Origin of the sequence: Mangrovicella endophytica (assembly GCF_002893625.1) — a bacterium.
Classification (GTDB): Bacteria; Pseudomonadota; Alphaproteobacteria; order Rhizobiales; family Rhizobiaceae; genus Mangrovicella; species Mangrovicella endophytica.
Genome location: NZ_PKMZ01000011.1, coordinates 1 through 20,086 on the forward strand (window position 1 = coordinate 1; position 20,086 = coordinate 20,086).

Below are 20,086 nucleotides of genomic sequence, written 5' to 3' on the forward strand. Positions count from 1 at the left end.
TCGACGCCAACTTCAAGACCGTCAACGACATCCTGGCCAAGTACCGGAACGCCGACGGCAGCTTCCAGACCTATGACAAGCTCACCCAGGAGGACCGCGTGGCGCTCCAGGGTCCCATCACGACGCTTGCCGAAGACCTCGCAAACCTCACCGGTACGCTCGGGGTCTGACGACAGCCATCGCAGGGCCGCCAACGGTCCTCCGAACGAGAAGGGGCTGCGGATCGCCCGTCCGCAGCCCCTTTTCTTTCAACTCTCAGCGGTCGCGCCGCCGGCGGAATGCCTCAGACGGCGACCGCCACAGCCGGGAGGATCGGCGCCGGAACGGCCCGCGTGGCCGGGATCACGTCCGCCAAGCCGAGGCGGCGACGCATGAACACCTTGTCCTCGACGAGATCCTCGATCGAATAGCTGCCGAGCACACCCAGAAACGCGTCGAGCGCCGCACGCAGCGCCGAATTGAGTGAGCAGCTTTCCACCAGCGGGCAGTCCGTCGCGCCGGTCTCGAAGCACTCCGCAAGCGCAAAGCTTTCTTCCGTCACCTGCACGACCTGCCGAAGGCTGATCTCCGCGGCTGCACGGCCAAGACGGATGCCGCCATTGCGGCCGCGCACCGTCTCGATCATGCCGGCCTCGACGAGCGGCTGCAGGATCTTGAACAGAAACAGGTCCGACGCGCCGTAGGCGGCGGCAATCTCGGACACACGGCTGAGGCGCTCATTGTTGCTGGCGCAATACATGAGGATACGGATGGCGTAGTTCGTCTGCCGGGTCAGGCGCATGGGGAAGTCCTGTCATCAGGCTTCGAAAAGGCTAGACGCTAATTTAGAAGAATTCCAAGTGATGTGAAGACAAAATCGTAAATCTGCCTGAGGTTCGTTCCACAGCGTGCCATCAATGTGGCCTGCTTGGGATACGAACTGCGGAGCTGACTCCCTGCGGCGCCTGCTTCGGACGCGCGTTGATCATCGCTCAGAGCTCCGGAGATGGCGCTCCGGCCGCCTGCGGCAGGATGAAGGGCATGTCGCCGGCGGGTATCCCCCGGACGCTGATCGGCGTGCCGTAGAGGCGCTGGATGAGGTCGTCCGTCACCACCAGGCTGGGTCTGCCATCCGCAATGATACGGCCGCCGACCAGCGCGACAATGCGGTCGGCCGCCATCGCCGCCAGGTTGATGTCATGCAGGATGCAGAGGACGCCGGCGCCCTCGTCCGCCGCTGTACGCGCCAGGCGCATTGCTGCGATTTGATGCTGCAGGTCGAGGCTGGAGGTCGGCTCATCCATCAGGAGATAGGCGGTCGCCGTGCCGCGCTTCGCGATCGCCGCCAGTTGCGCCAGCGCCCGGGCAAGGTGCACGCGCTGGGCCTCACCGCCGGACATCTCCGTTACGTCGCGGGCTTCGAACCCGGCCAGTCCGACGGTTCCAAGCGCCCGGGCGGCGAGCTCGTTTTGGTCTCTGGCCCGTGCGCCGCCGGCCTCGGCGCCGAGGCGGGCCACCTCCAGAGCGGTGAAGGCAAAGGCGGTTGCGGTCGCCTGCGGGATGACCGCGCGGCGCCGCGCCAGCGCGGCAGCGGACAGGGAGGCGAGCGGTGTGCCGTCGAGGGAAACCCTTGCCGCCACCTCCCGCAGTTCGCCCGAAAGAGCCTTGAAGGCTGTCGATTTGCCCGCGCCGTTGGGGCCGATCAGGACGACGACCTCGCCCGGGGCGATGTCGATCGAGAAGCTCGACAGGACAGCGCGGCCGCCGCGCTCCACCGTAACGTCGTGCGCCGACAGCATCACAGCACCAGCGCGCCGCGGCGGCGCAGCAGAAGCCAGAGGAAGAAGGGCGCGCCGATCAGCGCCGTCAGGATGCCGATCGGCATCTCCGCAGGTGCGACGCTGGTGCGGGCGATGAGGTCGGCGATGGCGAGCAGCGCGGCGCCCAGAAAGGCGGCGGCCGGCAACAGCGTGCGATGATCCGGTCCGATAGCGACGCGTAGGAGATGCGGCGCCACGAGGCCGACGAAGCCGATGATGCCGGAGACAGCGACCGCCGCGCCGACGGCCGCCGCAATCACCAGGATGGCGAGGCCTTTCAACCGCTCGACCTCGATGCCGAGGTGGAAGGCCTCCGCTTCGCCGAGCGCCAGGGCATTGAGGCCGCGCGCCATGAAGGGGGCTGCGATGAAGGCGGGCACGATCAGCGGCAGGGCGGCAGCGAGCTTCAGCCATGTCGCGCCGCCGAAGCCGCCCATGGTCCAGAAGGTCAGCTCGCGCAGCTGCTGGTCGTCGCTGATGAAGATGAGGATGCCGGTGATCGCGCCGCCGAGCGCGGCCAGCGCGATGCCGACGAGGAGCATGGTCGCGATGGAGGTCTGCCCCTCGCGGGTCGCCAATCGGTAGAGCAGCGCCGTCGTGCCAAGCCCCCCGAAAAAGGCGGCGAGCGGCAGGAGATGGCGGGATATGGCGGCCGGCATGAATGGCATCAGCGTCGGGCCGAGCACGATGACGATGACCGCCGCCAGTGCCGCGCCCGAGGACACGCCGACGATGCCGGGATCGGCCAGCGGATTGCGGAAGAGCCCCTGCATCGCGGCCCCCGACAGCGCCAGGCTGGCGCCGACGAGGAGTGCCAGCAGGACGCGCGGCAGGCGGATGTCGAGGATGATGGTCGCGGCACCCACTGGCAGCGTATGACGCTGGCCGGTGGCGCCGGCCCATAGGATGTGGACGACCTCGCCGAGCGAGAGCCCCGCCGCGCCTGCGGCAACGGAGACGAGGCCGGCTGCGACGGCCAGGGTGGCGGCGACCAGCACGGCCTGACGGCCACGGCTGGAGCGGTCACCGGCACCGGCTCGCCGGGCCGTGGCCGTCGGCAGGGACATGCCCTCGGCGCTCACGGCTTGGCAGCCGCCGCAGTCTCGGTCCAGGGATGGCGCGCCAGCGGCGGTATTGCGAGTTCGGGATAGACCGTCATGGCGAGTTCCCGGGCGGCCTCGGCCGTGCGCGGCCCGAAGTTCAGGAGATAGGCGCCATCGAAGGCCAGAATGCGTCCGTCCTTCACCGCCGGGGTCGTCGCGAACGCCGGGTTCTGGCGGATCGCGTCCGTCGCGTCATGGCCGCCGCGCCCCATGGTGACGATGATGGCCGGCGCCGCCTCCACGATCGCCTCCGGCGAGGCCGGCTTGAAGCCGTCGAAGGCGAAGGCGTTGCGAAGGCCCGCCAGCGCGAACATGCCGGCGGCCGAGGTGTGATCGCCGGCGAGCAGCGGCGCGCCGTTCGCCATGGACAGGACGAAGGCCGCGGAATGCTGCGCACCCGCCTTGCCGACGGCGTCCGTCACCGTTTTCAGATCGGCCTCGACCGCCTTGGCGAGTTCCTCGCCTTTTTCCGGCACGCCCGCGGCGGCTGCGACGGCGCGGATCTTAGCGCCCACACCGGCCGCTGTCGGCTCGTCCGGGATCATCACCATCGGGACCGATGCCGTCGCCAGAACGTCGACGACATCCTTGGGGCCGGATCCTTTCACCGCGAGGATCAGGCTCGGGCCCAGCGATAGGACGCCTTCGGAGGACAGGGCGCGCATGTAGCCGACGTCGGGCTTGGCTTGTGCCGCTGCGGGATAGGTGCTCGTCGTGTCGACGGCGATCACCTGGTCGGCGAGCCCCAGCGCGAACAGGATCTCGGTGACGGCGCCGCCGATCGACACGATGCGGGAGCGATCCGTCACCTCGACCCTTCGCCCCTCGGCATCGACGATCGTATCGGCTGCCGCTGGCAGGCAAGCCGCCAGAGCGGCAGCGAGGATCACGGCGCAGGACAGGGTACGGCGCGCGGGCGTGACGGCGCGAAACAGAGTCTGGGTGATCATGGCTACTTCGTCAGGATGAGCTTGTTCTTGGATGTAAGACGAAGCCGATAGACCTCATCCTCATGCTGGATCAGAACTTCGCGTCCACGGGCGAAAAGTTCGCTGCTGCTGAAGCGTTCCCGCGGCGGTCGGATATGGGTGGGATCAGCTGCTCCCTCGGCACTGGGTCGCTTGCCGTCTTCCTCAACCATCGCGTCCAATCCAATCCGTGACTGTTGCAAGAAGGTCGCAATTGGCCCTTTCCTGCCTTGCGTCAGCCGCTCGGCCGCCGCAATTCTTGACTCACATAGTCATATTAACGTAACGCCTGCAAGCCGGCTCCGGACAGTGTCCAGCCCGCTCGCCAGCCAGCGGCGTCCCCGCCGCAGCCAGCCAAGCTCCCCACCCAGTTCCCGAGAGTTTTGCCCATGGCTGGCCACCGCCGTCGCTGCGCGCGGGCGCGTCTTTGCGCGTCCGTTTCCCCCCTCCTGCTGATGGGCTTCGCCATTCTGGCCGCGGTGCCGGACGCGCATGCTCAGACGGCCTCACAGAGTGTCGACGCCAATGCGCAGACGCCCGAAGAAACGGCTGCGGCGTCGACGGCTTCCGGCGAGACGATCGAGCTCGACACGGTGACGGTTCTCGCCGACCGCACCGAGGGGACGCCGATCACGACCCTCGGCGGCGTCAGCGTCGTCAACCGCGAGGAGATCGAGCGCTTTCAGCCGGACCAGATCGACGACGTCCTGAAGCGGATCCCCGGCGTCGCCGTCTCGCCGCGCGACGATGATCCCGGCACGTCCGTCAATATCCGCGGCCTGCAGGATTTCGGCCGCGTCAACGTCCTGATCGACGGCGCGCGCCAGAACTTCCAGTTTTCCGGCCACAGCGCCAATGGCACCTTCTATGTCGATCCGGCACTGATCGGCGGCGTCGACGTGATCCGCGGCCCCGTCGCCAATGCCTATGGCTCGGGCGCCATCGGCGGCGTGGTGCAGATGCGCACGCTCGATCTCGATGACCTGCTGCTGCCGAGCGAGCGCTATGCCGCGCGCTTTACTGCCGAGATCGGCTCCAACGGCCCGAGCGGCCTCGGCAAGGCGGAAGGCGGCGTGCGCCTCTCGCAGGACGCCGACATCTATGCGGCGGCCGTCATCCGGCGGAACAACGATTTCCGGGACGGCGACAGCAACGACATCGACAATACCGGCTTCGACGTTCAGTCGGGCCTCTTGAAGGGTCGCTTCCGCCCGGCAGAAGGACACGAGATCACGCTGTCGGGCCTCATCTACGACACCGACTTTATCTCCTCGACGGCCGACGGCGTCGACCGCGACACGGACGTGCGCAACGAGACCTACAAGGCCGGCTGGACCTTCGAAAGCCCGGACACGACGCTGATCAACCTCAGCGCCAACATCTACCACAACAAGACGTCGCTCGATCAGACGGACCTCGACGACATCGGAGCGGAGCGGAGCGTCGACGTCGACACGACGGGCTTCGACATCACCAACGCCTCGCAGTTCGATCTCGCCGCCGTCAGAACGACGCTGAGCTACGGCGGCGACTATTTCCGCGACAGCGTCGAGAGCGTCGATCCGCTCGGCACGACGGAGCTGTTCACGCCGTCAGGCCATCGCACCGTCTTCGGCGGCTTCGTCAACGCCAAATTCGAATACGACACCTGGCTCGAGGTCGGCATCGGAGGGCGCTACGACAAGTTCGACCTCAGCAGCGACAACGCCGACAACAACGAGGGCGATCGCTTCTCGCCCAAGGTCAGCGTCGGCATCACGCCGATCGAAGGCCTGCAGCTGTTCTCGTCCTACGCGGAGGGGCTGCGCGCGCCGGCGCTCAGCGAGGCCATCATCTCGGGCCTGCACCCGTTCCCGGCGTTCGAATTCCTGGCGAACCCCGACCTCTCACCGGAGATCGGCCACACGATCGAAGGCGGCGTGAACCTCTCCTATGATGCGCTGCTGACGCCGGACGACGCCTTCCGCGCCAAGCTGACCGTGTTCCGAAACGACGTCGACGACTTCATCGGCACGGAGAACATCGACCGGCCGGGTGTGATGAACCCCTGCGTCGCCAACATCCCGGGCGTCGGCTGCGTGGCGCGGCTCCCCTTCGATGCCATACGCTACATCAACATCGACGAGGCGCGACTGGAAGGCGTCGAGCTGGAGGCGAGCTATGACTGGCACTGGGGCTTTGCCATGGTCAATGGCAGCATCATCGACGGCGAGGACCGCGAAACCGGCGATGCGCTCGACAGCGTCTTCCCGGATCGGCTGACCACCACGGTCGGCTTCCGGGCGCTGGAGGACAAGCTGGTCTACGGGCTGCGCTGGAACGCCGTTGCCGGCAAGCACGACACCAGCGATCCCGCGATGGAGACCGACTCCTACAACACGTTCGACGTCTTCGCCGGCTACGAGCTGAACGAAAATGCCCGCCTCGACGCGAGCATCGAAAACATCTTCGACAAAAAGTATATTCCCTACACGGGCGGCGCGGCCATCGACCAATATGCCGCGCCGGGCCTGACGGCGAAGGTCGCCTTCACGGCCAAGCTCGGCGTGACGCAGTGATCAGCGGCGGCCGGATGACCGATCAATCGACGGAGAGGACGAATCCATGTTCATCGCAATGAACCGCTTCAAGGTGCTGCCGGGATCGGAGGCCGAATTCGAGGCCGTCTGGCAGAACCGCGACTCGCAGCTCCACACGGTGCCGGGCTTCGTCGAGTTCAACCTCCTGAAGGGTCCGGAGCGTGACGGCTACACGCTCTACTCCTCGCACACGCTGTTCGAGAGCCGGGAGCATTTCGAGGCCTGGACAAAGTCGGAGGCCTTCCGCCAGGCGCATCGCGGCGCCGGCGAGCGCAAGCCGCTGACCGCCGGCCATCCGGAGTTCGAGGGCTTCGAGGTCCTGCAGACGATCGGGATGAGCGCGGCCGCCTGACCCGGCAGCACCGTTCCGACAGCGAACGCCGGCCTCTGGCCGGCGTTCGCGTTTCGACGCGGGGTGGTCGGCGCTGGACACTGGTTCGGGCCCGCCTCCCGCAGCGATCGTCGCCGATGCTTCAGCCGGCGAGCACCTGCAGTGCGTGCCTCAGTGCCTGCGGATCGACGTCCCCCAGTTCAGCATCCACCGCGGCATGGGTGTCGCGCCAGATCGGCACCGCTGTGGCCAGAAGCTGAACGCCCTCCTCCGTCAGTGTCAGCAGCCGGCCACGGCCGTCACGTGGATCCGGCTGCACCGTCAGGAGCCCGCGCCGCTGCAGCGGCTTCAACGCCGCCGTCAGCGTGGTGCGGTCCATTGCCAGCAGCGCGGCGACGCCGCCGAGCTTTGCCGGCTCCGGACGATTCAACGACATCAGCAGCGAGAACTGGCCATTCGACAGGCCGACGGGACGCAGCGCCTCGTCGAAGCGGCGCGCCAAAGCCCGCGCGGCCCGCTGCGCATGCAGACACAGGCAGGTGTCGCGCACCAGCAGGGTTGTCTCGAAGGGCACTGCGCGATCAGCACTCATCAGCTCTAATTGGGTTGACATCAACTTATTTGTCAAGGATCGTTGCATCACTGGCAGACGAGAGGAGGATCGTATGTTGCAGCATTCCATCGTGTCCCGCGAGGAATGGATCGCCGCCCGCCGGGCGCATCTGGCACGGGAGAAGGCGCTTTTCCAGTTGCGTGACGCCGTCAATGCCGAGCGCCAGGCACTGCCCTGGGTTCGGGTCGACAAGCCCTACGCCTTCGACACGCCCCATGGCCGCCGCTCGCTGGGCGATCTCTTTGCCGGACGCAGCCAGCTGATCGTCTATCACTTCATGCTCGCCACGGATTGGGAGGCCGGCTGCACCGGCTGTTCGTTCCTTGCCGACCATCTCGACGGGGCGCTGCCGCATCTGGAGCACCATGACGTGACGCTGGCAGCCGTGTCCCGCGCACCGCTGCCGCGTATCGAGGCCTACAAGCGCCGCATGGGCTGGCGCTTTCCCTGGGTGTCCTCGTCCGGCAGCGACTTCAACTTCGACTTCGACGTTTCCTTTACACGCGAACAGCTCGCCAGCGGAACCGCCACCTACAACTTCGAACCACTGCCGGCCGGCATGGATATGGAGGATCTGCACGGCCTCAGCGCCTTCTTCCGCGACGAGAGCGGCGCGATCTTCCACACCTATTCGACCTATGCGCGCGGCGTCGAGGAGATCGCGGGCACGCTGATGATCCTCGACCGGGCGCCGAAGGGCCGCAACGAAACCGGCACCTTAAGCTTCGTGCGCCGGCACGACGAGTACCAGGACGGTCCTGCCAGCGCCTCGTGCTGCAGTACCGCTACCACCCTACCACACGTCCAAGGAGACGCCGCATGAGCATGAGCTTTCCCCAACCGCAGGCCGAGCATCGCTGGCTGGAGCAACTCGTCGGCGACTGGACGGCCACGATGGACGAGCCGACCGACTGCGCGCCGGATGCAACCGGCGTGACCTGGAACGAGCATGTCCGCTCGCTGGAAGGCCTGTGGGTCATGGCGGAAGGCCACGGCACCATGGCGGGCGACACGCCGGTGACCACCGTCATGATGCTGGGCTTCGACCCGGCGCGAAACTGCTACGTCGGCAGCTTCGTCGGCTCGATGATGACGCATCAATGGGTCTATGAAGGCCGCCTCAGCGAGGATGGGCAGACGCTCGTGCTCGATACGACCGGGCCCAATATGATGGGCGACGGCTCGCCGGCGGCCTTTCAGGACATCATCGCGCTCGACGGTTCGGGCGGCCGCACCCTGACCTCGCGGATGCGCGGCGAGGACGGCAGCTGGCACCAGGTGATGCAGGTCGCCTATCGCCGCAACGGCTGAAACGAGGCGCCTGTTCTCGCGACCGGCGCTTGAAGCGCGCCGGTCAGCTCTTCACGCGGTAGCCGGTCTTGAAGATCCACCAGACGACGGCGAGGAACACGGCCAGGAACAGCAGCGTCATCAGAAGGCTGACCCCGACAGAGACGTCGGCGATGCCGTAGAAGCTCCAGCGGAAGCCGCTGACGAGATAGACCACCGGGTTGAAGAGGGTCACCGTCTGCCAGGCCGGCGGCAGCATGCTGATCGAATAGAAGCTGCCGCCCAGGAAGGTCAGCGGCGTGACGATGAGGAGCGGCACGAGCTGCAGCTTCTCGAAGCCGTCGGCCCAGATGCCGATGATGAAGCCGAGCAGGCTGAACGTTACTGAGGTCAGCACCAGGAAGAGCAGCATCACGAAGGGATGCTCGATGCGCAGCGGCACGAACAGCGCGGCCGTCGCCAGGATGATCAGGCCGAGCATGATCGATTTCGTCGCCGCGGCGCCGACATAGGCGGTGACGATCTCGAAGGCCGAGATCGGCGCCGACAGGAGCTCGTAGATCGTGCCGGTGAATTTGGGGAAGTAGATGCCGAAAGAGGCGTTGGAGATGCTCTGCGTCAGCAGCGAGAGCATGATCAGGCCCGGCACGATGAAAGCGCCATAGCTGACGCCTTCGACGGAGGTAATGCGCGAGCCGATCGCAGCGCCGAAGACCACGAAATACAGCGAGGTCGAGATCACCGGCGAGATGATGCTCTGCAGGAGCGTGCGGAAGGTGCGCGCCATTTCGAAGACGTAGATGGCGCGGATCGCCCGGACATTGACGGTCATGACCGCTGCTCCTGCACCAGGCCGACGAAGATCTCCTCCAGCGTGCTCTGGCGCGTCTCGACGTCCTTGAAGGCGATGCCGGCGGTGCCGAGCGCCGCGATGAGGGTGTTGATGCCGGTGCGCGCGGCATTGGCATCATAGGTATAGACGAGTTCGCGGCCGCCTGCCCCGAGCGTCAGAGCAAACTCGGACAGGCCGGGCGGCACCGCATCGAGCGGCTGCTGCAGCTGCAGCGTCAGCTGCTTCTTGCCGAGCTTGCGCATCAGCTCGGCCTTCTCCTCCACGAGGATGATCTCGCCGCGCGAGATGATGCCGATCCGGTCGGCCATCTCCTCGGCTTCCTCGATATAGTGGGTGGTCAGGATGATGGTGACGCCCCGCGCCTGCAGCGCGCGCACCACGTTCCACATGCCGCGCCGGAGCTCGACGTCGACACCCGCGGTAGGCTCGTCGAGGAAGAGGATGTCCGGCTCGTGCGACAGCGCCTTGGCGATCAGGACGCGCCGCTTCATGCCGCCCGACAGCGTCATGATCTTGGAATCGCGTTTTTCCCAGAGCGACAGGTCCTTCAGCACCCGCTCGATATGGGCGGGATCGCGCGGCTTGCCGAACAGACCGCGGCTGAAGCTCACCGTGTCCCATACCGTCTCGAAGGCGTCGGTGGTCAGTTCCTGCGGCACGAGGCCGATCTGCGAGCGCGCGGCCCGGAAGTCGCGCACGATGTCGTGGCCGGCCACCGTCACCGTCCCCCCGCTCGGATTGACGATGCCGCAGACGATCGAGATCAGCGTCGTCTTCCCGGCGCCGTTCGGCCCGAGCAGCGCGAAAATCTCGCCCTTCTCGATCGAGAGGTCGATGCCCTTGAGCGCCTGGAAGCCGGACTCGTAGGTCTTGGAAAGCTGCTGAATGGATATGACGGAGGACATGGGATGAACCGCTGGACGATGCGGGTAAGTGGGCGATCGCCGCCGAGTCGGCAAGTCGGGTGATGCGGACGCTCTGTCCACACCGCCATGCCCGTCGCTATTCAGCGCCGAGTTGATCCCCTCGCCTCTTGACCTCGAGCGGCTAAAGCCGTCAGCAGGGCACGTTCACTCCTCAAGCGCCGGGCCCCTCCGCCGCACAGCTCTCGGAACCCCGATGCGGATCAGCGTGCTCGGCTCTACCGGATCGATCGGGCGCAACACGCTCGACGTGATCCGCCATCTCGGCGGCCGCGACGCCTTCCAGGTCGTGGCACTAACCGGCCAGGACAATGTCGAGCTGCTTGCCGGCCAGGCGGTCGAATTCGGGGCAGCTGTCGCGGTCACCGCGAACGAAGCGCGCCTGCCCGAGCTGCGCAGCGCCCTGGCGGGCACCGGCATCGAGGCTGCGGCAGGTGACGCCGCGCTCGTCGAGGCCGCCAGCCGCCCGGTCGACTGGTGCATGGCGGCGATCGTCGGCATCGCCGGCCTTGCGCCGACGCTGGCCGCCGCACGCCAGGGTGCCCGCATCGCGCTCGCCAACAAGGAATGCCTCGTCTCCGCCGGCGCTCTGTTCCAGCGGGCGATCGAGCGTGCCGGCGGGCTGCTGCTGCCGGTCGACAGCGAGCACAGCGCCATCTTCCAGGTCATCGACCGCGCCGCCGAAGCAGCCGTCGAACGGATCATCCTCACCGCATCCGGCGGCCCGTTCCGGCTCTGGCCGGCGGAGCGGATGGCGGATGTCACCCCGAAGGTCGCGGCCGCCCATCCCAACTGGTCGATGGGCGTGAAAATCTCCATCGACAGCGCCAGCCTGTTTAACAAGGCGCTGGAGATGATCGAGGCCAAGCACCTCTTCGGCGCGTCGGGACGCACCATCGAGGTCGTCGTGCATCCGCAGTCGGTCGTCCACTCCATGGTCGGCTACAGCGACGGCTCGGTGCTGGCGCAGCTCGGCCCGCCGGACATGCGCACGGCCATCGGCTACGCCCTGACCTATCCGGCACGTCCGAACCTGCCGGTCGAGCGCCTCGACTTCTCGGCCCTCGCTCGCCTCGACTTCGAGGCTCCGGACGAGGGCCGCTTCCCTGCGCTGCGACTCGCACGGCGGGCGATGGAGGCGGGCGGCCTGTCCGGCGCGATCCTGAACGGCGCCAAGGAGGTGGCTCTGGGCGCGTTCATCGATCGGCGGATCGGCTTCCTCGACATCGCACGGATCGTCGAACAGGTGATGGACGAGGTCGCGCCCGGTTCGGACCCCGAGACGATCGAAGCTGTCTTCGCTGCCGATGGGGAAGCACGACGCCGTGCCGATGCCTATGCGCCACGGCGATAGAACGAGCCAGATCTCCACCGCAGAGGCGGTTTTCTCATCGAAATAGATCGTCTCGTAACCACAATTTCCGCACGCATCTTGCGATCATAAGCTCGCTTATAATATTAAGGCTCATGAACGAGCCGCAGCACGAACTTCTCCTCGACCCGAAGTCGCCGCATATCGGCTTCCTCCTGGCCGACGCCTCGCGCCTGATGCGCAAACGTTTCGAGCATGAGAGCCGCGACATCGCCATGACCGCCGCGCAGATGAAGATCCTGGCGCGCGTCTGGAAGATGGAAGGCACCAGCCAGGCACGGCTGGCCAATGCTCTCGACCTCGAGCCGATCACCCTCTGCCGGCACGTCGACCGCATGGAGGCGGCCGGGCTGGTCGAGCGTCGTCCCGACCCGGCCGATCGCCGGGCACGTCAGCTCTTCACCACCGAAGCCGGGCGTGCGCTGCTTCCCGACATGCGCATACGCGGCGAACGCGTCGTGAAGGCGGCGCTCCGCGGCGTCAGCGAAGCCGACGTCCAGACCGTTATCGCCACTCTCAACACCATCATTGCCAATCTCGGCGAGGACGGTGATCGCGCCTGCGATCTCGCCGCCGCCGCGCAAGTCACGGAAGACGCGTGATGAACATGAAGCCCGACCAGAAGAGCATCGACGCCGCCGAAGCCATTCCGGCACAGTCGAGCCAGACAGCGCCCGCCTCCCTGGAGAGCACGACGCAGCCCGCAGCGGAGCAGGCACCGGTTCAGGCACCGGCCGCCGCTGCCGCAAGCGCACCGCCGGCCGCGCCCGCCGCTGCAGCCGACGTGTCTGCCAAGCCGAAGAAGAAGCGGCGGCCCCTGCGCTTCCTGATGATGATCATCCTGCCGCTTGGGCTTGCCGCGGCGGGTGGCTACTACTGGGTCACCGGCGGACGCTTCATCAACACCGAGGACGCCTACGTCCAGCAGAACATGGTGTCGATATCACCGGAGGTCTCGGGCCAGATCGTCGAGATCGGCACCGGCGAGAACAAGATCGTCCACCAGGGCGATCTCCTGTTCCGCATCGATGATTCCACCTACCGGGCGGCCGTCGACCAGAAGCAGGCCGAGGTCGCGACCGCGCGCCTCGGCGTCGAGCGTCTGAAGGCGGCCTATGAGTCGGCTCTGTCCGACCGCAAGACGGCGCAGGACGCGCTCGACTTCCAGCGCACCAACCAGCGGCGGCAGCAGAACCTCGTCAAGGGCGGCGTCATCTCGGAGGCCGCCCTCGATCAGTCCAGCCTGTCGCTGCAGCAGGCACAGGGCAAGCTCGCTTCCGCGGAGCAGGCCGTGCTGAGCGCCAAGGCCGCTCTCGGCGGCAATCCGGCCATCGAGACCGACCGCCATCCCGACGTCATCTCCGCCCTGTCCGAGCTGAACCGCGCCGAGATCGATCTGCGCCACACGGTCGTCACGGCGCCGTCTGACGGTATCGTCAGCCAGATCGATCGTCTGCAGGTCGGCCAGTATGTCGGCCCGTCCGTCGCCGTGGTGGCATTGGTTCAGACCGACCCGCTCTGGATCACCGCCAACTACAAGGAAACGGACCTCACCCACATGCAGCCGGGCCAGCCGGTCGAGATCGAGATCGATACCTTCCCCGACCACGCCTTCCGCGGCACGGTGGAGAGCATCGGCGCCGGCACCGGCTCGGAATTCTCGCTGCTGCCGGCGCAGAATGCGACCGGCAACTGGGTCAAGGTCGTGCAGCGCATCCCGGTGCGCATCGCGCTCGACGACGATCCGGCGGAAGTTGCGCTGCGCACCGGCATGAGCGCCAGCGTCACCGTCGATACGGGGCATGCCCGCGGCCTGCCGGACTTCGTCGCCAAGCCGCTCGCGACGGCCAATCTTCCGCAGTCGATCGCCAAGCCGCTCGCCGACGCCGGCCTCCTGCCGGCCAGGTCTGGCGGCGCCATGGCGGCAAGCGCCGCCGAGGCGCCGGTCCGGTGAGCGCGGCCTCCGCCGGGGCGGCCGGCGCAGCTCCTGCAGCCCGCAACGCCGTCCACAACAAGGGCCTGATCACGGTCTCGACCATGCTCGCGACCATCATGCAGGTGCTGGATACGACGATCGCCAACGTGGCGCTGCCATCCATGCAGGGCTCGCTGGGCGCCTCGCAGGACCAGATCAGCTGGGTGCTGACCTCCTATATCGTCGCGGCCGCGATCATGACGCCGGTGACGGGCTGGCTTTCCGACCGCTTCGGGCGGCGCGAGCTGTTCATCGCCTCGGCCGTCGGCTTCGTCGTCGCGTCGATGCTCTGCGGCATCGCCTCCAGCCTCAACGAGATGATCGTCTTCCGGCTGTTCCAGGGCATCTGCGGCGCGTCACTCGTGCCGCTGAGCCAGGCTGTCCTCCTCGACATCAACCCCAAGGAGAAGCATGGCCAGGCCATGGCGATCTGGGGCGCCGGCATCATGATCGGACCGATCATCGGACCGACCCTCGGCGGCTGGCTGACGGACGTCTTCAACTGGCGTTACGTCTTCTTCGTCAATCTGCCGATCGGCATCCTCGCCATCCTCGGCATGGTGGCGACGCTGCCGCGCACGGAGCGGCGCCTGCGCGGCTTCGATTTCCTGGGCTTTGCCATGCTGTCGATTGCCATCGGCGCGTTCCAGATGCTGCTCGACCGCGGCGAGCAGGAGGACTGGTTCGCTTCGCCTGAGATCTGGATCGAGCTCGGCCTGACAGTCTCCGGCCTGTGGATGTTCGTCATCCATATCACCGGCCGGAACAACCCCTTCATGGATCCGAAGATCTTCAAGGATCGCAACCTCGTCACCGCGCTGGTGCTGATCTTCATCATTGGCGTCATCCTGCTGGCCGGCCTCGCGCTGCTGCCACCGCTCCTGCAGAACATCCTCGGCTATCCCGTGGTGACGACCGGCTTCGTGCTGGCGCCGCGCGGCGTTGGGACGATGATCTCGATGCTGGTGGTCGGCCGCCTCGTCAGCCTCATCGATGCGCGCCTCTTGATCCTCGCCGGCCTGGGACTGACAGCCTACTCCCTCTACATCATGACCGGTTTCTCGCCGATTATGAGCGACGGCCCGATCATCGTCAGCGGCGTCGTCCAGGGTCTTGGCCTCGGCCTGGTGATGGTGCCTCTGTCGACGCTCGCCTTTGCGACGTTGCGGCCGGAGCAGCGCACCGACGCCGCCAGCCTCTTCAGCCTCCTGCGCAATCTCGGCTCCAGCGTCGGCATCTCCATCGTGGTGACGGCGCTGGCGCAGAACACGCAGGTGAACCGCACCGAGCTGGTCTCCAAGCTGACTCCGTTCAACATGGACATCGCCGGCATGGCGCACGGGTTGGGCGTCGGTCCGGAGACGGCGATCGCGCTCCTCAGCAGCCAGGTCTCGACGCAGGCGGCGATGATCTCCTATCTCGACGACTTCATGCTGATGATGTGGATCACTCTCGCGGTGATCCCGCTGCTCCTGTTCCTGCGCAAGCCGCAGATGGGCGGCGGCAAGCCGGATCCGGCTCACGTCGCCATGGAGTAGCCGCCACCCCTGCCGAAACGATCCTGCGGCAGGGGAACGGCGACCCCTCGGCGTCTTCAAACGGCGACACGGATGCTCTAAGGCGTCCTCACCGCAGCGGGTTGTTCTGAGCACCTCCGCAGCCCCGTGACGAGGACGAGCGAGACGATGAGCGACGAGATGAACGGCACGGGCGAGTTGCAGGCCCATATGCTCGCAGAAGCCCTGCCCTTCATGCAGGCCTACGAGAACAAGAACGTCGTCGTGAAATATGGCGGCCACGCCATGGGCGACATCGCGCTCGGCAAGGCGTTTGCCCGCGACATCGCGCTGCTCAAGCAGTCCGGCATCAATCCGGTCGTCGTCCATGGCGGCGGGCCGCAGATCGCGCGCATGCTGCAGAAGATGGGGATCGAATCGCGCTTCGAGGGGGGCCTCAGGGTCACCGACGAGCGGACGATGGAGATCGTCGAAATGGTTCTCGCCGGCTCCATCAACAAGGAGATCGTCGCGCTGATCAATGCCGAGGGCGAGTGGGCAATCGGCCTCTGCGGCAAGGACGGCAACATGGTCTTCGCGCAGAAGGCCACCAAGACAGCGATCGATCCCGATTCCAACATCGAGCGGGTGCTCGATCTCGGCTATGTCGGCGAGCCCGCGGAGGTCGACCGCACCCTTCTCGACCTTCTCGCCCGCTCCGAGATGATCCCGGTGATCGCGCCGGTCGCGCCAGGTCGCGACGGCAAGACCTACAACATCAATGCCGACACCTTTGCCGGCGCCATCGCCGGCGCGCTGAGCGCCGCGCGCCTGCTGTTTCTCACCGACGTGCCCGGCGTCCTCGATCGCTCCGGCAAGCTGATCAAGGAGCTGTCGGTCGCCGAAGCGCGCGCCCTCATCGCCGACGGCACGATTTCGGGCGGCATGATCCCGAAGGTCGAGACCTGCATCGAGGCGATTGACCGCGGCGTCGAGGGCGTGGTCATCCTCAGCGGCAAGACACCGCATGCCGTGCTGCTGGAGCTCCTGACCGAGCACGGCGCCGGCACGCTGATCGTGCCCTGAGGCGAGGCGAAGCCGCCTCAGCGATCCGCCACATCAATGCAGCGGAATGCGGTACTTACGCGGGCCACCATCGGCCAGTCCGTCGAAGAGAACGAGGATCTCAAGTTGATCCTCGCTCTGCTCGAGAACGGTCACCGCCTCGGCCTTGGCGCGCCCAGACCCTGATGCGACGTCGTCAAGGACGGCGAGCTTGTCAGTGCTTCCGTCAGGGAGAGCGACGCGAAAGACCGCATAGGGGATGTCGTCCTGCTCCAACGTCGGCCCTGCCAGGATGAGCAGGGAACCGTCTGACAGCGTGGCCATGTCCCTGATCCCGGTGTTCGGCCCGAGCGGCAGACGCCATTCGCGGCTGGGCTTCACCGTCTCGGCAGCCGCGGTGAACAACATGTCAGCCGGCACGGACAGCACGACTGCATTGCCATCGACCGAGGGCGCGCGAAGGCCCACCAGGAGGTCGTCACCGACGACCGCCAACCCTTCGATATTGAGACCGTCCTCACGCTTCAGCGAGCGCGTGAGGTAGTCCTTGAGCGTCGACGCGGACAGGGCCTCGAAGAGGCGATAGCTCGGCAGGATCTCGACCGCCCGCCCTTCGCCGTCGAGCGTCACACGGACGAGCAGGAAGCTCGAGTCACGATACTCGTCATCATTGCGGCTGCAGCCGTGGGAGCCGGCCACGTAGAATACCCCGGCGCCGGCAGCCGCAACGGCCTCGCCATCGAGGTCCTTGAACTTCTTCTTGCCGCCTGCGCAGGAAAAGGACTGCGGCGGCGAGCCGACGGCGCCTTTTGCCTCCTTCTTGCCGATGAGTTCGATCTCCGGCCCGACGACCATCTGCCCGTCGGAGAGCGTCGCGAGCTGCCCCGTCCGGTTCTCGTCATTGACGATGAGACAGCGGAGGTCTCCTGACGACGCGATTTTCACACAACCGATGCCGCTGAGATCTTCGGCCGTGTCCCCGTCCTTGCCGGCGAAGTGCCCTGAAACGGTGATGGTCGCATCGGGAGCAACGGTCACAGCCTTGTCATCGGCGAGGACGTGGGATGGCAAGGGCGAGCAAAGCGCCAGCCCGAGAAGCAATGGATGGAACTTCGAGCCTACAGCCTTCAGCATCGCAGCCTCCCGACAAGCGATCACAAGACGACATCAGTACAGTTTCTCCCAAAGCAGCTCAATCGCAGATCGTCTTCGCCAATACATCTTATCTGACCGCGTCACTTCGGCAGTGCCCATCTGAGCCGGCGCAGCCCCAGAGGGCCCGATCGAGCAACGCCGCTTGTCAGCTTCCGGCGTTGCTGCCTGCGCCGGATGCCAGGAATCCTGCACGGCGGTTGCCACAGGGTGTAACCTGCGGTACTCCGCAGCCGTACCTTGAGGTACGCTCCTCAACGACCCGAAAGCACACGCCCCGTGTCCGCCGTCTCTCCTACGTCCGCTGGCAATGCGCCGGCGAATTCGAAGTCCCGTGTCCTGTTTGCCAGTCTGATCGGCACGACGATCGAGTTCTTCGACTTCTATATCTACGCCACCGCCGCGGTGATCGTGTTCCCGAAGCTGTTCTTTCCGGGCTCCGACGCGACCTCGGCGATGCTCCAGTCCTTTGCGACCTTCGCGATCGCCTTCTTCGCGCGCCCCATCGGTGCGGCGATCTTCGGCCATTATGGCGACCGCATCGGGCGCAAGGCGACCCTCGTCGCAGCGCTGATGACCATGGGACTGTCGACCGTTCTGATCGGCTGCCTGCCGACCTACGCCACGGCCGGCGTTCTGGCGCCGCTGCTGCTGGCGCTCTGCCGGCTCGGCCAGGGTCTTGGCCTCGGCGGTGAGTGGGGCGGCGCGGTGCTGCTCGCGACGGAGAACGCGCCGGCCGGCCGTCAGGCCTGGTACGGCATGTTCCCGCAGCTCGGAGCACCCATCGGCTTCATCTGTGCGACGGGCAGTTTCCTCCTCCTCAGCGAGGTCATGACCGACGAGCAGTTCTTCTCGATCGGCTGGCGCATCCCCTTCATCGCCAGCGCGCTTCTCGTCTTCGTCGGCCTCTATGTCCGGCTGAAACTGACCGAGACTCCGGCCTTCCAACGCGCCGTCGAAAAGCACGAGCGCGTCCGCGTCCCGGTGCTCGCGGTGCTTGCCGACCACAAGCGCGAGCTGTTCCTCGGCACGCTCGGCGCACTCGCCACCTTCGTGCTCTTCTACCTCATGACGGTGTTCTCGCTCGGCTGGGCGACGCTCGATGCGGCCAAGGGTGGTCTCGGCTATGCGCGCGGCACGTTCCTGCCGATCCAGATGCTCGGCGTCGTCTTCTTCGGTCTCGCCATTCCAGTCTCCGCCCTCCTGGCGGACCGCTTCGGCAGCCGCACGACCATCCTGTGGACGTCGGTGGCCATCATGATCTTCGGTCTGACCTTCGGGCCGCTGTTCGGCTCGGGCAGCGTCGTCGGCGTGGTCCTGTTCTCGATCATCGGCCTGGCACTGATGGGCCTCACCTACGGTCCGCTCGGCACGGCGCTGGCGGAGCTGTTTCCGACCGCGGTGCGCTACACCGGCTCGTCGCTGACCTTCAACCTCGGCGGCATCATCGGCGCCTCGCTGGCGCCTTATATCGCGACCTGGCTGGCCACCCATTACGGCCTCGCCTATGTCGGCTACTACCTGACGATCGCCGGCCTCATCACCGCGATCGCCATTGCGGCGATCCCGCGCCGCATCAGGCGCCAGCTCGGCGCCTGATCCTCACCGTCAGTCGGCGGCGTCGCGCTCAGGCGGCGCTGCCGAGTAGGGCAAGAATCGCAGCCAGGATCATCAGACAGCCCGCCAGTTCCAGCCGGGTGATCCGCTCGCGAAACAGCAGCACCGACGAGGCGAAGGTGAAGAGAAGCTCCACCTGGCCGAGCGCCCGGACATAGGCGACGCGCTCCAGCGTCATCGCGGTGAACCAGCCAATCGAGCCGAGGACGCCGGCAAGCCCAACCAGCAGCGAGGTGCGCCAGGCGATGGCGACCGCCCGGATCTCGGCCGGCTCGCGCAGGATCATCCAGGCCAGCATCACAACGGTCTGGACAGCGGTCGCCGCGGCGAGGCTCGTCGCCGCCCGGATCGCGACATCGCCACCATCCAGAGACAGCGAAGCCCAGCGGAAGCAGACGGCGGAAATGCCGAACAGTGCGCCGGAGCCGACGCCGATCGCCGCGGAGCGGGAGAACAGCGCATCGCGAATGCTCAAGTTCCCGGCGGCTGCCCGTCCGCCGATCGAAATCAGCACCACGCCGGCAATGCCGACGAGGATCGCCGCCAGGCCCGCGGCCGAGATCGTCTCGCCGATGATCAAAAGTCCGAACAGCGCCGCCTGGACAGGCTCGGTCTTGGAATAGGCCGTACCGACCATGAAGTTGCGCAGGCCGAACAGCCGCAGCAGCAGGAATGTCCCGCCGATCTGAGCCAGCGCTCCGGAGGCCACCGCCGGCAGGAAGGTTTGCGTCGGCGCCGGCATAGCAAGACCGAAGCCTTCGTGCAGGATCGCAAGATAGAGCAGCGCGAAGGGCAGGCCGAAACCGAAGCGCACGAAGGTCGCGCCCGTGGTGCCCATCTGACGCTTCAGATGCTTCTGGAGCGTCGAGCGCAGGTTCTGCAGAAAGGCGGCGGCGAGCGTGAGGGGGATCCAGAGCGGCATGGGGCATCATGTCCTATGACGCGATCGG

At 66.5% G+C, this 20,086-nt stretch carries 20 protein-coding genes; 10 read left to right on the top strand and 10 right to left on the bottom strand.

Annotation, left to right across the window (positions count from 1 at the left end):
* Window positions 1-283: 283 nt before the first annotated feature.
* The 5 genes from rirA to hemP form a co-directional block, all read right to left on the bottom strand.
* The gene (gene rirA / locus C0R46_RS17635) at window positions 284-781 is read right to left on the bottom strand and encodes an iron-responsive transcriptional regulator RirA (protein WP_102960990.1); all 498 of its coding nucleotides are present in this window, start codon (window positions 779-781) and stop codon (window positions 284-286) included.
* 190 nt (window positions 782-971) lie between these two features.
* The gene (locus C0R46_RS17640; RefSeq protein ID WP_102960991.1) at window positions 972-1,778 is read right to left on the bottom strand and encodes a heme ABC transporter ATP-binding protein; all 807 of its coding nucleotides are present in this window, start codon (window positions 1,776-1,778) and stop codon (window positions 972-974) included.
* A complete protein-coding gene (locus C0R46_RS17645) occupies window positions 1,778-2,866 on the bottom strand; it encodes a FecCD family ABC transporter permease (RefSeq protein WP_102961099.1) in 1,089 nt (362 codons plus the stop codon). Before C0R46_RS17645 ends, C0R46_RS17640 begins: the two co-directional genes overlap by 1 nt.
* 11 nt (window positions 2,867-2,877) lie before the next feature.
* The gene (locus C0R46_RS17650) at window positions 2,878-3,852 is read right to left on the bottom strand and encodes a heme/hemin ABC transporter substrate-binding protein (RefSeq protein ID WP_102960992.1); all 975 of its coding nucleotides are present in this window, start codon (window positions 3,850-3,852) and stop codon (window positions 2,878-2,880) included.
* A 2-nt stretch (window positions 3,853-3,854) separates the two neighbouring features.
* Window positions 3,855-4,043, bottom strand: coding sequence for a hemin uptake protein HemP (gene hemP / locus C0R46_RS17655; protein WP_102960993.1), 189 nt, complete (start codon window positions 4,041-4,043; stop codon window positions 3,855-3,857).
* A gap of 216 nt (window positions 4,044-4,259) precedes the next feature.
* Here hemP and C0R46_RS17660 point away from each other — a divergent pair, with 216 nt between their 5' ends.
* Window positions 4,260-6,428 (top strand): TonB-dependent hemoglobin/transferrin/lactoferrin family receptor, encoded by a 2,169-nt coding sequence (locus C0R46_RS17660; RefSeq protein WP_102960994.1) that lies wholly within the window; start codon window positions 4,260-4,262, stop codon window positions 6,426-6,428.
* 46 nt (window positions 6,429-6,474) lie between these two features.
* Window positions 6,475-6,801, top strand: a complete 327-nt coding sequence (gene hmuQ, locus C0R46_RS17665) for a heme-degrading protein HmuQ (RefSeq protein ID WP_102960995.1) — start codon at window positions 6,475-6,477, stop codon at window positions 6,799-6,801.
* 121 nt (window positions 6,802-6,922) lie between these two features.
* On the opposite strand, the gene C0R46_RS17670 is transcribed toward hmuQ, so the two are convergent.
* Entirely contained in the window at window positions 6,923-7,372 is a 450-nt protein-coding gene (locus C0R46_RS17670) for a MarR family winged helix-turn-helix transcriptional regulator (protein WP_102960996.1), read from the bottom strand.
* Between the two features lie 76 nt (window positions 7,373-7,448).
* Here C0R46_RS17670 and C0R46_RS17675 point away from each other — a divergent pair, with 76 nt between their 5' ends.
* Both C0R46_RS17675 and C0R46_RS17680 read left to right on the top strand, forming a co-directional pair.
* Window positions 7,449-8,216, top strand: coding sequence for a DUF899 domain-containing protein (locus tag C0R46_RS17675; protein ID WP_198598396.1), 768 nt, complete (start codon window positions 7,449-7,451; stop codon window positions 8,214-8,216).
* Window positions 8,213-8,704 carry a DUF1579 domain-containing protein gene (locus C0R46_RS17680; RefSeq protein ID WP_245413656.1) on the top strand — a complete coding sequence of 164 codons (492 nt, stop codon included), beginning with the start codon at window positions 8,213-8,215 and terminating at the stop codon, window positions 8,702-8,704. Before C0R46_RS17675 ends, C0R46_RS17680 begins: the two co-directional genes overlap by 4 nt.
* Window positions 8,705-8,747: 43 nt before the next feature.
* On the opposite strand, the gene C0R46_RS17685 is transcribed toward C0R46_RS17680, so the two are convergent.
* Window positions 8,748-9,515, bottom strand: a complete 768-nt coding sequence (locus C0R46_RS17685; protein WP_102960998.1) for an ABC transporter permease — start codon at window positions 9,513-9,515, stop codon at window positions 8,748-8,750.
* Entirely contained in the window at window positions 9,512-10,441 is a 930-nt protein-coding gene (locus C0R46_RS17690; RefSeq protein ID WP_102960999.1) for an ABC transporter ATP-binding protein, read from the bottom strand. The genes C0R46_RS17685 and C0R46_RS17690 overlap by 4 nt, the downstream gene beginning before the upstream one ends.
* A 214-nt stretch (window positions 10,442-10,655) precedes the next feature.
* Here C0R46_RS17690 and dxr point away from each other — a divergent pair, with 214 nt between their 5' ends.
* The 5 genes from dxr to argB all read left to right on the top strand — a co-directional run bounded on the left by dxr (window position 10,656) and on the right by argB (window position 16,388).
* The gene (dxr, locus tag C0R46_RS17695) at window positions 10,656-11,813 is read left to right on the top strand and encodes a 1-deoxy-D-xylulose-5-phosphate reductoisomerase (RefSeq protein WP_102961000.1); all 1,158 of its coding nucleotides are present in this window, start codon (window positions 10,656-10,658) and stop codon (window positions 11,811-11,813) included.
* Between the two features lie 113 nt (window positions 11,814-11,926).
* Window positions 11,927-12,433, top strand: a complete 507-nt coding sequence (locus C0R46_RS17700; protein WP_102961001.1) for a MarR family winged helix-turn-helix transcriptional regulator — start codon at window positions 11,927-11,929, stop codon at window positions 12,431-12,433.
* Complete coding sequence (locus C0R46_RS17705; RefSeq protein WP_245413657.1) at window positions 12,433-13,785, top strand: HlyD family secretion protein; 1,353 nt, start codon at window positions 12,433-12,435, stop codon at window positions 13,783-13,785. Before C0R46_RS17700 ends, C0R46_RS17705 begins: the two co-directional genes overlap by 1 nt.
* Window positions 13,782-15,344: a DHA2 family efflux MFS transporter permease subunit gene (locus C0R46_RS17710; RefSeq protein WP_280953028.1), complete on the top strand. Its 1,563-nt coding sequence runs from the start codon at window positions 13,782-13,784 to the stop codon at window positions 15,342-15,344. The genes C0R46_RS17705 and C0R46_RS17710 overlap by 4 nt, the downstream gene beginning before the upstream one ends.
* 147 nt (window positions 15,345-15,491) lie before the next feature.
* On the top strand, window positions 15,492-16,388 hold the full coding sequence (gene argB / locus C0R46_RS17715; protein ID WP_102961002.1) for an acetylglutamate kinase: 897 nt from the start codon (window positions 15,492-15,494) through the stop codon (window positions 16,386-16,388).
* Between the two features lie 33 nt (window positions 16,389-16,421).
* Here the strand turns inward: argB and C0R46_RS17720 are convergent, their stop codons facing one another.
* A complete protein-coding gene (locus C0R46_RS17720) occupies window positions 16,422-17,501 on the bottom strand; it encodes a DUF6910 family protein (protein ID WP_102961003.1) in 1,080 nt (359 codons plus the stop codon).
* 297 nt (window positions 17,502-17,798) lie between these two features.
* Here C0R46_RS17720 and C0R46_RS17725 point away from each other — a divergent pair, with 297 nt between their 5' ends.
* A complete protein-coding gene (locus C0R46_RS17725; protein ID WP_102961004.1) occupies window positions 17,799-19,118 on the top strand; it encodes an MFS transporter in 1,320 nt (439 codons plus the stop codon).
* A 28-nt stretch (window positions 19,119-19,146) separates the two neighbouring features.
* Here C0R46_RS17725 and C0R46_RS17730 read toward each other — a convergent pair whose 3' ends face one another.
* Window positions 19,147-20,058, bottom strand: a complete 912-nt coding sequence (locus C0R46_RS17730) for an EamA family transporter (protein WP_102961005.1) — start codon at window positions 20,056-20,058, stop codon at window positions 19,147-19,149.
* Window positions 20,059-20,086 lie beyond the last annotated feature (28 nt).

Coding starts and splice junctions, on each gene's coding strand:
- hemP (WP_102960993.1), bottom strand. CDS start 4,043: ATGGTTGAGGAAGACGGCAAGCGACCCAGTGCCGAGGGAGCAGCTGAT.
- C0R46_RS17660 (WP_102960994.1), top strand. CDS start 4,260: ATGGCTGGCCACCGCCGTCGCTGCGCGCGGGCGCGTCTTTGCGCGTCC.
- C0R46_RS17720 (WP_102961003.1), bottom strand. CDS start 17,501: ATGCTGAAGGCTGTAGGCTCGAAGTTCCATCCATTGCTTCTCGGGCTG.
- C0R46_RS17680 (WP_245413656.1), top strand. CDS start 8,213: ATGAGCATGAGCTTTCCCCAACCGCAGGCCGAGCATCGCTGGCTGGAG.
- hmuQ (WP_102960995.1), top strand. CDS start 6,475: ATGTTCATCGCAATGAACCGCTTCAAGGTGCTGCCGGGATCGGAGGCC.
- C0R46_RS17685 (WP_102960998.1), bottom strand. CDS start 9,515: ATGACCGTCAATGTCCGGGCGATCCGCGCCATCTACGTCTTCGAAATG.
- C0R46_RS17730 (WP_102961005.1), bottom strand. CDS start 20,058: ATGCCGCTCTGGATCCCCCTCACGCTCGCCGCCGCCTTTCTGCAGAAC.
- C0R46_RS17690 (WP_102960999.1), bottom strand. CDS start 10,441: ATGTCCTCCGTCATATCCATTCAGCAGCTTTCCAAGACCTACGAGTCC.
- C0R46_RS17705 (WP_245413657.1), top strand. CDS start 12,433: ATGAACATGAAGCCCGACCAGAAGAGCATCGACGCCGCCGAAGCCATT.
- argB (WP_102961002.1), top strand. CDS start 15,492: ATGAGCGACGAGATGAACGGCACGGGCGAGTTGCAGGCCCATATGCTC.
- C0R46_RS17670 (WP_102960996.1), bottom strand. CDS start 7,372: ATGAGTGCTGATCGCGCAGTGCCCTTCGAGACAACCCTGCTGGTGCGC.
- dxr (WP_102961000.1), top strand. CDS start 10,656: ATGCGGATCAGCGTGCTCGGCTCTACCGGATCGATCGGGCGCAACACG.
- C0R46_RS17650 (WP_102960992.1), bottom strand. CDS start 3,852: ATGATCACCCAGACTCTGTTTCGCGCCGTCACGCCCGCGCGCCGTACC.
- C0R46_RS17645 (WP_102961099.1), bottom strand. CDS start 2,866: ATGTCCCTGCCGACGGCCACGGCCCGGCGAGCCGGTGCCGGTGACCGC.
- C0R46_RS17700 (WP_102961001.1), top strand. CDS start 11,927: ATGAACGAGCCGCAGCACGAACTTCTCCTCGACCCGAAGTCGCCGCAT.
- rirA (WP_102960990.1), bottom strand. CDS start 781: ATGCGCCTGACCCGGCAGACGAACTACGCCATCCGTATCCTCATGTAT.
- C0R46_RS17640 (WP_102960991.1), bottom strand. CDS start 1,778: ATGCTGTCGGCGCACGACGTTACGGTGGAGCGCGGCGGCCGCGCTGTC.